Genomic DNA, 12436 nt, shown 5'->3' with positions numbered 1-12436 from the left:
ATGACGCTGCATGCTGCGAGCCGTGAAGCGCTCGACCTCGCCGAGCAGAAGCTCGGCGAGGTGCTGGCCGGAGCGGGCGCTGACCCCGCGAAGGCCGGGGATGAGCTGCTCTCGGTCGTCGACCTCCTTGACCGCGAAATCGGCCTGCGCCGCGCGGTCGGCGATTCTTCGGTCGCGCCGGAGAGCCGCCAGGGCCTGGTCCGCCGCCTGTTCGACGGAAAGCTGAGCGAACAGGCCCTGAAGGTGCTCGACACCGTGGCGGGCAGCCGCTGGTCCAGTCCCCGCGAGCTGGTGGACGGGCTCGAATCGATCGGCCGTTCGGCGCTGCTCACCGCCGCCGAAAAGGCCGGGAACGTCGAAACCGTCGAGTCTCAGCTGTTCCAGGTCGCGCGGATCGTCGCGGGCGCCCCGGAACTCGAGGCGGCGCTGTCCGACCTGACCGCTCCCGCGGAGGCGAAGCGGACCCTGGTCCGCGGGCTGTTCGCGGGCAAGGTCGACGCGGTCGTCGAGACCCTGGTCGAGCAGGCCGTGCAGCGCGCCAAGGGGCGCGGCATCGGCAACGCGCTCGACAAGCTGGTCGCGCTGGCCGCCGAGCGGCGCGAGCGCTCGGTCGCGTACGTGACCTCGGCGAACGCGCTCACCGACGAGCAGCGGGCCCTTCTCGGGACCAAGCTCGACGGCATCTACGGGCGGCCGATCGCGCTGCACGTCGAGATCGACCCGGCACTCGGCGGCGGCCTCGTCGTCCGCGTCGGGGACGAGGTCATCGACGGCAGCACCTCCGGGCAGCTGGCGGCCGCGCGCCGCACGCTGAGCCGGGCCTGAGCGGCACAACAGACTTTGCACACTGGACAGAAGAGAAGCGAGAGCGGGAACGAAATGGCGGAGCTGACGATCTCCTCGGACGAGATCGCCCACGCGATCGAGAATTACGTCTCGAGTTACGCCCCTTCCGTGGAGCGGGAAGAGGTCGGCGTCGTCGCCGACGCCGGTGACGGCATCGCCCACGTCGAAGGGCTGCCCTCGGCCATGGCCAACGAGCTGCTCGAGTTCCCGGGCGGCGTGCTTGGCGTGGCACTGAACCTGGACGCGCGCTCCATCGGCGCCGCGATCCTCGGCGACTTCGAGAGCATCGAAGAAGGCCAGCAGGTCAAGCGGACCGGCCAGGTCCTCTCGGTGCCGGTCGGCGAAGGCTACCTCGGCCGGGTCGTCAACCCGCTCGGCCACGCCATCGACGGCCTCGGCGAGATCGAGACCACGACCCGGCGTCCGCTGGAGGTCAAGGCCGCCTCGGTGGTCGAGCGCCAGCCGGTGGCCGAGCCGCTGCAGACCGGCATCACCGCGATCGACGCGATGACCCCGATCGGGCGCGGCCAGCGCCAGCTGATCATCGGCGACCGCAAGACCGGCAAGACCGCGGTCGCGGTGGACACGATCATCAACCAGAAGGCCAACTGGGAGACCGGCGACCCGAAGAAGCAGGTTCGCTGCATCTACGTCGCGGTCGGCCAGAAGGGCTCCACGATCGCCTCGGTGAAGTCGGCGCTCGAGGACGCGGGCGCGATGGAGTACACCACCATCGTCGCGGCCCCGGCCTCCGACTCGGCCGGCTTCAAGTGGATCGCCCCCTACACCGGCTCGGCCATCGGCCAGCACTGGATGTACGAGGGCAAGCACGTCCTGATCGTGTTCGACGACCTGACCAAGCAGGCCGACGCCTACCGCGCGATCTCGCTGCTGCTGCGCCGCCCGCCGGGCCGCGAGGCGTTCCCCGGCGACGTCTTCTACTTGCACTCCCGTCTCCTCGAGCGGTGCGCGAAGCTCTCGGACGAGCTGGGCGCGGGCTCGCTGACCGGTCTGCCGATCATCGAGACCAAGGCCAACGACGTGTCGGCCTACATCCCGACGAACGTCATCTCGATCACCGACGGCCAGTGCTTCTTCCAGTCGGACCTCTTCAACGCCGGTCAGCGCCCGGCCATCGACGTGGGCATCTCGGTGTCCCGCGTGGGTGGCGCCGCGCAGGTCAAGGCGATGAAGAACGTCGCGGGCTCGCTGCGCATCGACCTGTCCCAGTACCGCGAGCTGGAGGCGTTCGCCGCCTTCGCCTCGGACCTGGACGACGCGTCGAAGGCGCAGCTGGAGCGCGGCGCCCGGCTGTACGAGGTGCTCAAGCAGCCGCAGTACTCGCCGGTCCCGGTCGAGGAGCAGGTCGCCACGGTGTACCTGGGCACGAACGGCTACTTCGACTCGGTCCCGACCGAGGACGTGCGCCGGTTCAACCTCGAGTTCCTCGACTCGGCGCGGCGCAAGCACGCCGAGGTCCTGGGCGCGATCCGCGACACCGGCAAGTTCGAGGACAGCACCCGCGACGCCCTGATCGCGGCGGTGAACGAATTCAAGAAGGAGTTCACCACCGCCGAGGGCAAGCCGCTGGAGTCGAACGCCGACGCGATGGCCGCCGAGAAGGTCGGGCAGGAGACCGTCAAGGTCAACAAGCCCGCCCCGAAGAAGTGAGCTGGTAGCCCATGGCCGCACAACTCCGGGAGCTTCGCTCGCGCATCAAGGCGACGAAGTCGATCGGCAAGATCACCAAGGCGATGGAACTCATCGCCACCGCGCGCATCACCAAGGCGCGCGCGAAGGTCGCCGCTTCCCGGCCGTACGCGGACGAGATCACCAAGGTGCTCTCGGCGCTGGCCGGCGCGGCGGCCAACCTCGACCACCCGCTCCTGGTCGAACGCCCGAACCCGAAGCGCGCCGCCGTCCTGGTCGTCACCAGTGACAAGGGCCAGTGCGGCGGTTACAACTCCAACGTGCTGAAGGCGACCGAAGAACTCCTTGCCCTCCTCAAGTCCGAGGGCAAGGCGGTCGACGTCTACACGACCGGCAGCAAGGGCCTGAACTACTACCGGTTCCGCAACCGCCCGGTGACCGGCAGCTGGATCGGGTTCTCCGACCAGCCGGGCTACCCGGACGCGGTCGCGGCGGCCGAGACGCTGGTGAAGTCCTTCAACGCGGGTGTCGACGACGCCTCCGGCAATGCCGACGGCATCACCGGGGTGGACGAGATCCACGTCGTCTACACCGAGTTCGTGTCGATGCTGACGCAGCGGCCGGTCGCCAAGCGCGTCGCGCCGCTCGAGGTCGAGTACTCCGAGGGCGAGGACGAGAAGCCCGCCGGTCTGCTGCCGAGCTACGAGTTCGAGCCCAGCGCCGACAAGCTGCTCTCCGCGCTGCTGCCGAAGTACATCAACACCCGGCTGTACTCGGCGCTGCTGGAGTCCGCGGCCTCGGAGCTGGCGGCCCGCCGCACGGCGATGAAGGCCGCGTCGGACAACGCGAACGACCTGGTCGGCACCCTGACGCGGGAGATGAACCAGGCCCGGCAGGCGCAGATCACCCAGGAGATCTCCGAAATCGTCGGTGGCGCGAACGCGCTCACCGCAGCAGGAAGTGATGATTGATGACCAGTACTGAAGCCCCGCGCGCCAAGGGGCGCATCGTCTCGGTGACCGGGCCGGTCGTCGACGTCGAGTTCCCGCGCGGTTCCGTCCCCGACCAGTTCAACGCGCTCAAGGTCGAGATCGAGTTCGAGCAGCTGCGCAAGACGGTGACGCTCGAGGTCGCGGCCCACCTGGGCGACAACCTCGTGCGCACCATCTCGCTGCAGCCGCAGGACGGCCTCGTCCGCGGCGCGGAGGTCACCGACACCGGCGGCCCGATCACCGTTCCGGTGGGCGACAAGGTCAAGGGCCACGTCTACAACGCGCTCGGCGAGTGCCTCGACGAGCCCGGCTACGGCGACGACCTCGAGCGCTGGGGCATCCACCGCAACCCGCCGTCCTTCGACCAGCTCGAGGGCAAGACGGAGATGCTGGAGACCGGCCTGAAGGTCGTCGACCTGCTGACCCCGTACGTCCAGGGCGGCAAGATCGGCCTGTTCGGCGGCGCGGGCGTGGGCAAGACGGTGCTGATCAAGGAAATGATCACCCGTGTCGCCCGGAACTTCGGCGGTACGTCGGTGTTCGCCGGCGTCGGCGAGCGCACCCGTGAGGGCAACGACCTCTTCCTGGAGATGTCCGAGGACGGCGTCATCAACGACACCGCCCTCGTGTTCGGCCAGATGGACGAGCCGCCGGGCACGCGTATGCGCGTCGCGCTGTCCGCGCTGACCATGGCGGAGTACTTCCGCGACGTCCAGAACCAGGACGTGCTGCTGTTCATCGACAACATCTTCCGGTTCACCCAGGCCGGTTCCGAGGTGTCGACCCTGCTGGGCCGCATGCCTTCGGCCGTGGGCTACCAGCCGACGCTGGCCGACGAGATGGGCCAGCTGCAGGAGCGGATCACCTCGACCCGAGGCCGTTCGATCACCTCGATGCAGGCGATCTACGTGCCCGCGGACGACTACACCGACCCGGCCCCGGCCGCGACGTTCGCCCACCTGGACGCCACCACCGAGCTTTCCCGGTCGGTGTTCCAGAAGGGCATCTTCCCGGCGGTGGACCCGCTGGCGTCGACGTCGACGATCCTCGACCCGGCGATCGTCGGCGAGGACCACTACCGCGTCGCCTCCGAGGTCATCCGGATCCTGCAGAAGTACAAGGAGCTGCAGGACATCATCGCGATCCTCGGCATGGACGAGCTTTCCGAAGAGGACAAGCTCACCGTGCAGCGGGCGCGCCGGATCGAGCGCTTCCTGTCCCAGAACATGCTGGTGGCCGAGGCCTTCACGCAGATCCCGGGCTCCACGGTGCCGCTGTCGGAGACCATCGAGTCGTTCGACCGCATCACCAAGGGCGACTTCGACCACTACCCGGAGCAGGCGTTCCTGGGCATTGGCGGGCTCGAGGACCTCGAGAAGAAGTACCACGAGATCACCGGCAAGTGAGTGCGTGAGACCGGCGGGGGCACTGTCCATTGTGGACATCGGCCCCCGCCGTTCTCGTAACCGAAGCAAGACCTATTACACTCGGTGGTGACACCCCGAGCGAAGGAGTGCTACGTGGCTGAGATGTCCGTGGAGCTGGTTGCCGTCGAGCGCCGGCTCTGGTCGGGTACCGCCACCTTCGTGGTGGCGCAGACCACCGAGGGCGAGATCGGCATCATGCCCGGACACGAGCCGGTGCTGGGCCAGCTCGTCGAGGGTGGCGTGGTGAAGGTGAACACGACGGACGGCGACGTGCTGACCGCCGCGGTGCACGGCGGGTTCCTGTCCGTCACCGCGACCGGGGTGAGCGTGCTCGCGGAGAGCGCCGAGCTGTCCGACGAAATCGACGTGGCGGCCGCGAAGGCAGCCCTCAGCACCGGCGACGAGGCCGAGCGGACGAGGGCCACGGCCCAGCTCCGCGCGGCCGGACAGCCGGTCTGAGCGGACTAGACGGGCAGGAGCCGGGCCGTGCAGATCGCTGTGGTGGTGCTAGCGCTCCTGATCGTGCTTGTCGTCGTGGTCGGCTGGTACGGCCAGCGGTGGATCCGGATGCGCCGCGGCGGCGGCGTCAGCGTGGCGCTGCGGTGGCGTCCGGACAGTCCCCGTTCGAGCTGGCATCTCGGCCTCGGCCGGTACGAGGGCGAGAAATTCGTCTGGTACCGGGTGTGGAGCCTGCGCACCGGCCCGGATCGCGTGTTCCAGCGGGAAAGCATGCAGATCGCGGACCGGCGGGACCCGTCCGGTTCCGAGGCGTACGCGGTGCCTGAGGGGTCGACGGTGCTGCGCTGCGAGTCCTCGGACCAGGAAGCGATCGAGATCGCGATGGGGCCGGGTGCGCTGACCGGGTTCCTGTCGTGGCTCGAATCGGCTCCGCCGGGGCGACGGCTGCCGCGAGCTTCGTGAGTTTTTCAGCCGGGTCCGCCATTGCGGCGGGCCCGGTTTTTGTTTCTCGTGCAGCGGGTTCTCCGGCGCTAACCTGGGTGTATGGACGCCCGAGAACGGGAAGACCGCGCGCGCCGCTGGCAGACCTTGCCGAAGCCGGTGCGGCTCGAGGAGCTCACTGTCGCCCAGGCCGTCGAACCGGGCCGCGATTCGACGTGGGACGTCGACTACGAGCGATACTGGGCCGCCCAGGAAGCCAACTGGGCCCGGTAGTCAGAGCCGGGCGGTGACGGCGCGGACAAGCTCGGCTAACCGCGCCGGTTTCTCTCCGTGCACGTTGTGGCCGCTGTCCGCCCGCTTCCCGATGATTTCCTCGACGAACCGGGCCAGATCAGCCCCGATCGCGGCCGCGGTGTACTTCTCCGGCGCCCGGGCGGACTGGCCGTGGCCGCGTACACCGTGAAGTCCCGCGCCAGTTCCGGCAGCACGCGCGCGTGGCTCTGCCAGTCGACGGTCTGTCCGTGGATCAGCAGCAGCACCGGCCGGACCTTGGGCGTAGTGGAGCTTCGAGCCGTTGACCACCGCGTCGTGTTCGGTGAACCCGGCACGCCGCGTGCGGGCCATCGCCCAGTCGTACGTCTTGAGATTGCGGGCCGCTCAACCGCCGGCGGCGAGGACTGCCGTGGCAGGAACGGAGGCCGCGATCAGCCGCCCGGCCGCCACAGCACGTCGCCTTCCGGATTGGCCAGCCGGGCGAGGATGAACAGCAGGTCGGAGAGCCGGTTGAGGTACTTGGCCGCGATCGGGTTGGACGTGTCCGGCTCGGCCTCCATCAGCGCCCACGCGGACCGCTCCGCGCGGCGGGAGACCGTGCGCGCCTGGTGCAGGAACGCCGCGCCCGGGGTGCCGCCCGGAAGGATGAAAGACGTGAGTTTCGGCAGCCGGTCGTTGAACTCGTCGCACCAGCCTTCGAGCCGTTCCAGGTACGCCTCGGTGATGCGCAGCGGCTCGTAGGGCGGGTCCTCCTGGATCGGGAGGCACAGATCCGCGCCGACGTCGAACAGGTCGTTCTGGATCCGGCGCAGCACTTCCGCGATCTCGTCGGCGAGCCCGCCGAGGGCGATCGCCAGGCCGAGCACGGAATTGGCCTCGTCGGTGTCGGCGTAGGCGGAGAGCCGGGCGGAAGTCTTGGGGACCCGGGAACCGTCGCCGAGCGCGGTCGTGCCGCTGTCGCCGACCTTCGTGTAGACCCGGTTGATACGAACCACCATACGTTCGACTCTACCGGCCCGGGTTCGGGCAAAACTGGGCGAGAGGGCATGATTGGCGGCCATGAGCGAGCACTTCGACGTGCATGGCGGAGCCCGGCTGGTCGGCGAGGTCGACGTGGTCGGCGCCAAGAACAGCGTGCTGAAACTGATGGCCGCGGCACTGCTGGCCGAAGGCACCACGACCATCACGAACTGCCCGCAGATCCTGGACGTCCCGCTGATGGGCGACGTCCTGCGCAGCGTCGGCTGCGCGGTGGAGATCGAGGGCGACACGGCGCGCATCACCACGCCCAAAGAGCTGTCGCACCGCGCCGATTCGGCGGCGATGGGCAAGCTGCGCGCGTCGGTGTGCGTGCTGGGCCCGCTGGTCGGCCGCCTGAAGCAGGCGGTCGTCGCGCTGCCCGGCGGCGACGCGATCGGCCAGCGCCCGCTGGACATGCACCAGAACGGCCTCCGCAAGCTCGGCGCGACGAGCACCATCGAGCACGGGTGTGTCGTCGCGAAGGCCGAAACGCTGGTGGGCACCCAGATCTGGCTGGACTTCCCGAGCGTCGGCGCGACCGAGAACATCCTGATGGCGGCCGTGCTGGCCGAGGGCACGACGGTGATCGACAACGCCGCCCGCGAACCGGAAATCGCCGACATCTGCACGATGCTGACCGAAATGGGCGCGAAGATCGAGGGCGCGGGAACCTCGACGCTGACCGTCCACGGCGTCGAACAGCTGAACCCGACCGAACACCGCGTGATCGGCGACCGCATCGTAGGCGCGACCTGGGCGTTCGCCGCCGCGATGACCCGCGGCGACCTGACCGTGCGCGGCGTGAACCCGCACCACCTCGACCTGGTCCTGGACAAGCTGCGCCTGGCCGGCGCGGAGGTCACCACTTACGACGACAAGGGCTTCCGAGTCGTCCAGCCGGAACGCCCGAAGGCGGTGGACTGGGTGACCCTGCCGTACCCCGGTTTCGCCACGGACCTGCAGCCGTTCGCGGTCGCGCTGTCGGCGGTGTCCGAGGGCACGTCGATGATCACGGAAAACGTGTACGAGGCGCGGTTCCGCTTCATCGAAGAGATGATCCGGTTGTCCGGCGACGCCCGCACCGACGGCCACCACGCGGTGGTCCGCGGTGTGGAGAAGCTGTCGAGCGCGCCGGTGTGGGCCTCAGACATCCGCGCGGGGGCCGGGCTGGTGCTGGCCGGGCTGTGCGCGGACGGGGTGACCGAGGTGTGGGACGTGTTCCACATCGACCGCGGGTACCCGCATTTCGTGGAGAACCTGAACCGGCTGGGCGCGCGGATCGACCGGGTTGCGGGGGAGCCGGAGCGGGCTTGAGCGGTGGCTGCACCGCGGTCGCGAAGCCGGGGGAAAGCGCTTGTCAGGCGTTCCCGGCTTCGCGAGGCGGCGGGGGCACGCCTCTTCTTGGCTCGGCCGCCCTGCCCGCAGCGTCCCGACCTGGTCGAAACGGTCGATCAGGTGCGCGATGTCCGTGCGAGGATCCGCGTCGAGCAACCGCGCGTCGGCTCCGACAGTGATCCTTCCCGTCCGCTGACCGATCTTTTCGGCTGAATGCCGGGTACCCGGCATTCAGCCGGAACCGGCTGGCGATTCTGATTACGCGCGCAACGCCCGCACCACCAGGTCCGTCACCTGATCCAAATACCCTTCCTCCGCCGGGATCCCGCGCACGATCAGCCGCCAGTAAACGATCCCCGCGCCCATGTCCAGGGCCATCTCGATGTCCGTGTCCGCCGGGATCTCCCCGCGCTCGATCGCCCTGGTGAACACCGCCCGGTTGATCGCCCGCCGCGGTCCGCCGATGGCTTCGCGGGCGAATTCGGCCATTGCCGGGTTTTGGCGCGCTTCCGCGATCAGCCCGGGGAAAATCCGCGAAAACCGCGGATGCGCGATCCAGCCGTAAAGCGCCTCCAGGGTGGCTCGGATATCTCCGCGCAGGCTGCCGGTGTCCGGGTCCACCGCGCGCGCCAGGCTGAATTCCGCGATGACCGCGCCGATCATTTCGTCTTTCGACCGCCAGCGCCGGTATAGCGCGCTTTTCCCGACTCCCGCGCGTTTCGACACCGCTTCCATCGACAGTCTCCCGAAGCCGTGATCGGCCAGCTCGTCGATCACGGCTTCGGTGATGGCGTAGGTGACGTCGGGCTGCAGCACGGCAGCTCCGGTCGGCGTCCGGCGGGTCGTCATGCCAATGAGCATAGCGTGTGGACGAGACGGTCCCGTCCCGTGTACGTTGGCGTCGAGACGGTACCGTCTCGTCCGTTCCTGAGGAGGGGTTCGATGGCACTCATCGATCACGCGCTCGACCTGCTGGTCCAGCACGACATGGCCGGATTCGTGCAGCTGTTCGCCGAAGACGCAGTGCTCGAGTTCCCGTTCGCCGCGCCGAGCGAGCCCCAGCGCGTCGAAGGCCGCGCCGCTCTGGCCGAGTACCTGCGCGACTACCCGAACCTGTTCGACGTCCGCGAGGTCGCCGCCAAGCGCGTGCACCAGACGACCGATCCGGAGGTCTCGATCGCGGAGTTCGAACTGGCCGGCATCGCGGTCGCCACGCAGAAGCCGTACCGCCTTGGCTACGTCGTGGTGCTGACCGTCCGCGACGGCCTGATCCGCCGCTATCGCGACTACTTCAGCCCGCTCGCGGTGATCGACGTTCTCGGGGTGCCGGGTGTCTGACGTCCTCGTGCTCGGCTCGACCGGCACCACCGGCAGCCGGGTCGTGCGCGGTCTCGAAGCCGCCGGGGCACGTGCTCGGGCGGCGACGCGGAATCCCGTTAAACCAGGCCAAATCCGGTTCGACTGGGACGAACCCGCGACGTACGGCCCGGCGCTGGACGGGGTCTCGGCGGTCTACCTGATCGCGCCGGTCGCGGCCGATCCGCAGCCGCTCGTCGAGGAGTTCCTCAAGCACGCGCCGGACGCACGGGTGGTCCTGCTCAGTTCGTCCGCGGTGGACGAGCACACCCCGGTGCTGGGCGGGCTGCCCGGCCTGGTCCGCCGTCAGCCGGGCTGGGCGGTGCTCCGGCCGTCGTGGTTCATGCAGAACTTCACCGCCGGGAACCTGGTCGGCGACAGTGCCCGCGCGGGCCGGATCGTGACCGCGACCGGCGACGCCCGGGTGGCGTTCGTGGACGCGGGCGACATCGCCGCGGTCGCCGTTCGCGCGCTGCTCGATCCCGAACCGCACAACACCGGCCACCTCATCACCGGTCCGCGTGCGCTCAGCTACGACGAGGCCGCCGGGATCGTCGGGAAACGGCTCGGCCATCCGGTCGTGCACGCACCGGTTTCCACCCACGAGTACCAGCGATTCCTGGTCCGCGACGGCCTTCCCGAGTCGTACGCCGAAATGCTCGCCTTGCTGGACGAGGCGATCCGCCGCGGCGCCGAGGACCGCGTGACCGACACCGTCGAACGAGTCACCGGACGACCCGCCCGTGACTTCCGCACCTTCGCGAAAGAGGAGATCCGATGAAGCCCCTGCTGTTCGAAGACGACCCGCAATTCTGGTTCGAAACCCTGATCGCCCTCGGCGAGATCGCCTACGGAGGCGCGGATTTCGGCGAGGTCGTCGCGACCGCGTCGAACATCAAGTCCGGTGACTACGACAGCTGGCACGACGCGTGGCTCGCCACCGCCGAACGGCTCTACGCCGAAGCTGCCACCATGCACCCGGTCAGCGCGCGCGACGCGTACCTGCGTGCCTCGACGTACTACCGCCGCGCCGAGTTTTTCTTGCACGGCAACCCGGAAGACCTGCGGATCAACTACGCCTACGAGCGCAACGTCGAGTGTTTCCAGCTCGCTGTGGAGTCGATCGACCACGTCGAACGGATCGAAATCCCCTACGACGGCCACGTCCTGCGCGGCTACTTCTACCGTGCTCCCGGCGACGGCCCGAAGCCGCTCCTGGTGGTGCACAACGGTTTCGACGGCAGCGCCGAGGACCTGCACTTCATGGGCGCGACGGCGGGCCAGGAACGCGGCTACCACGTACTGACCTTCGACGGCCCCGGCCAGCCCAGTGCCGTGCACCGCGACGGGCTGCTGTTCCGGCCGGACTGGGAGCACGTCGTCAGCCAGGTGCTCGACTACGCCCTTGCTCTCCCGAACGTGATCCCGGAAAAGGTCGCGCTGATCGGCTGGAGCCTCGGCGGGATGCTCGCACCGCGCGCAGCCGCGTTCGAGCCGAGGCTGTCGGCCGTCGTCGCGGTGGACGGCCTCTTCGACGCTGGTGCGGTTTTCGTGGAGCAGCTCCCGTGGGACCGCGAGGAGCTCGTCCGCCGGGCGAACGCGCCGGAGGATCCTGAATTGGACGCCTTTCTAGCCGCCGCGCGGGAACAGAGCCCGACCGTTCGCTGGGCCCTGAGCCACGGCCGCTACGTGATGGGCGGCGCGACCGATCGCGAGTTCCTGGCGAAGTACCTCGAATACCACCTGTACGACGGCGTCGCCGAGCGCATCACGTGTCCGGCGCTGATCTGCGACGCTCCGGAGGACTTGTTCTTCACTGGTCAGCCGCAGCAGTTGTACGACCGGATCAGCGGCCCGAAGAAGATGCTGAACTTCACCGCGGAGGAGGGCGCGGACGCGCACTGCCACGTCGGCGCGATGCGGCTCGCGAGCGGCCGCATCTACGACTGGCTGGACGACGTTCTCTGAACCGAGCTGAACCGGGGTCAGGACTCGAGGGCCAGCGCCGCGCCGAACCCGACCAGCGCGGTGCCGGTCACCCCGTCCAGCGCGCGGCGGACCTTGCGGCGGCTGAGCCACGCGCGGACGCGGTGCACGAAGAACAGGAGGACCAGCAGCCAGATCGTGCCCAGCACGGCGACCGTGTACGCGAGCACCAGCGCGTCCCAGGTCGTCGTGCGCACCGGGTCGAGGAACTGCGGCAGCACCGACAGGTACAGCACCAGCACCTTGGGGTTCGTGATGTTCGACAGGAATCCCTCACGCCACCGCCGGAAACCGCTGGCGCGCTTGCGCTGGGTGTCGGCGACCGCGTCGTAGTTGCCGCGCCAGGCGCCGCGCAGCGCCTGAATGCCGAGGAAGAGGAGGTAAGCCGCGCCGAGCCACTTGAGCGTGAGGAACACCGGCTGCGAGCGGGCAATCACCACGCCGAGCCCGAGGGCCGCGGCAGTGCCCTGCACCGCGTTGCCGGCGAAGATGCCCGCAGTGGCCAGCAAGCCGCCACGCGCCCCGCCGGACAGTGCGTTCTTCAGCATCACCATCGTGTCCGGCCCCGGCGCGAGCACGATGAGGACCACGATCACCAGATAACTGCCGTACCCGCTCCACGTCACGTCTGACCACGGTAGATCCCGGATC

The 12436-nt window shown here is 69.1% G+C and carries 15 protein-coding genes; 11 read left to right on the top strand and 4 right to left on the bottom strand.

The genetic code is table 11. The annotated features are described in order from the left end of the window. From ACFORO_RS05020 to ACFORO_RS04990, 7 genes are all read left to right on the top strand, one after another. Entirely contained in the window at positions 1-825 is an 825-nt protein-coding gene (locus tag ACFORO_RS05020; RefSeq protein ID WP_354743964.1) for a F0F1 ATP synthase subunit delta, read from the top strand. Positions 826-879: 54 nt separating this feature from the next. Then, the gene (gene atpA / locus ACFORO_RS05015; protein WP_377871941.1) at positions 880-2517 is read left to right on the top strand and encodes a F0F1 ATP synthase subunit alpha; all 1638 of its coding nucleotides are present in this window, start codon (positions 880-882) and stop codon (positions 2515-2517) included. 11 nt (positions 2518-2528) lie between these two features. Further along, positions 2529-3467 carry a F0F1 ATP synthase subunit gamma gene (locus tag ACFORO_RS05010; RefSeq protein ID WP_354743967.1) on the top strand — a complete coding sequence of 313 codons (939 nt, stop codon included), beginning with the start codon at positions 2529-2531 and terminating at the stop codon, positions 3465-3467. Continuing rightward, positions 3467-4894 (top strand): F0F1 ATP synthase subunit beta, encoded by a 1428-nt coding sequence (gene atpD / locus ACFORO_RS05005; protein ID WP_354743969.1) that lies wholly within the window; start codon positions 3467-3469, stop codon positions 4892-4894. The genes ACFORO_RS05010 and atpD overlap by 1 nt, the downstream gene beginning before the upstream one ends. A 114-nt stretch (positions 4895-5008) precedes the next feature. Further along, on the top strand, positions 5009-5374 hold the full coding sequence (locus tag ACFORO_RS05000) for a F0F1 ATP synthase subunit epsilon (protein WP_354743971.1): 366 nt from the start codon (positions 5009-5011) through the stop codon (positions 5372-5374). Positions 5375-5401: 27 nt separating this feature from the next. Then, positions 5402-5836, top strand: a complete 435-nt coding sequence (locus ACFORO_RS04995; protein WP_344271456.1) for a DUF2550 domain-containing protein — start codon at positions 5402-5404, stop codon at positions 5834-5836. 81 nt (positions 5837-5917) lie between these two features. After that, entirely contained in the window at positions 5918-6088 is a 171-nt protein-coding gene (locus tag ACFORO_RS04990) for a hypothetical protein (RefSeq protein ID WP_167756599.1), read from the top strand. Here ACFORO_RS04990 and ACFORO_RS04985 read toward each other — a convergent pair whose 3' ends face one another. After that, entirely contained in the window at positions 6089-6439 is a 351-nt protein-coding gene (locus ACFORO_RS04985) for a hypothetical protein (protein ID WP_377871940.1), read from the bottom strand. A gap of 80 nt (positions 6440-6519) precedes the next feature. Next, complete coding sequence (locus tag ACFORO_RS04980; protein WP_377871939.1) at positions 6520-7086, bottom strand: cob(I)yrinic acid a,c-diamide adenosyltransferase; 567 nt, start codon at positions 7084-7086, stop codon at positions 6520-6522. A 61-nt stretch (positions 7087-7147) separates the two neighbouring features. Between ACFORO_RS04980 and murA the strand changes: the two genes are divergently transcribed. Beyond that, on the top strand, positions 7148-8422 hold the full coding sequence (gene murA / locus ACFORO_RS04975) for a UDP-N-acetylglucosamine 1-carboxyvinyltransferase (protein ID WP_377871938.1): 1275 nt from the start codon (positions 7148-7150) through the stop codon (positions 8420-8422). Between the two features lie 279 nt (positions 8423-8701). Here the strand turns inward: murA and ACFORO_RS04970 are convergent, their stop codons facing one another. Continuing rightward, the gene (locus tag ACFORO_RS04970) at positions 8702-9292 is read right to left on the bottom strand and encodes a TetR/AcrR family transcriptional regulator (protein WP_354743978.1); all 591 of its coding nucleotides are present in this window, start codon (positions 9290-9292) and stop codon (positions 8702-8704) included. A gap of 93 nt (positions 9293-9385) precedes the next feature. Between ACFORO_RS04970 and ACFORO_RS04965 the strand changes: the two genes are divergently transcribed. Genes ACFORO_RS04965 through ACFORO_RS04955 form a run of 3 tightly spaced genes read left to right on the top strand, consistent with a single transcriptional unit; the run spans position 9386 to position 11767 of the window. Further along, the gene (locus tag ACFORO_RS04965; protein WP_354743980.1) at positions 9386-9781 is read left to right on the top strand and encodes a nuclear transport factor 2 family protein; all 396 of its coding nucleotides are present in this window, start codon (positions 9386-9388) and stop codon (positions 9779-9781) included. Beyond that, the gene (locus tag ACFORO_RS04960) at positions 9774-10580 is read left to right on the top strand and encodes an ergot alkaloid biosynthesis protein (protein WP_377871937.1); all 807 of its coding nucleotides are present in this window, start codon (positions 9774-9776) and stop codon (positions 10578-10580) included. The genes ACFORO_RS04965 and ACFORO_RS04960 overlap by 8 nt, the downstream gene beginning before the upstream one ends. Next, a complete protein-coding gene (locus ACFORO_RS04955) occupies positions 10577-11767 on the top strand; it encodes an alpha/beta hydrolase family protein (RefSeq protein WP_377871935.1) in 1191 nt (396 codons plus the stop codon). The genes ACFORO_RS04960 and ACFORO_RS04955 overlap by 4 nt, the downstream gene beginning before the upstream one ends. Before the next feature lie 17 nt (positions 11768-11784). Here ACFORO_RS04955 and ACFORO_RS04950 read toward each other — a convergent pair whose 3' ends face one another. Next, positions 11785-12411: a LysE family translocator gene (locus ACFORO_RS04950; protein ID WP_377871934.1), complete on the bottom strand. Its 627-nt coding sequence runs from the start codon at positions 12409-12411 to the stop codon at positions 11785-11787. Positions 12412-12436: the final 25 nt, after the last annotated feature.

The sequence above is a fragment of the Amycolatopsis halotolerans genome, from assembly GCF_042647905.1.
Lineage (GTDB): Bacteria > Actinomycetota > Actinomycetes > Mycobacteriales > Pseudonocardiaceae > Amycolatopsis > Amycolatopsis halotolerans.
This window is presented reverse-complemented; position numbering and strand designations above follow the sequence as displayed.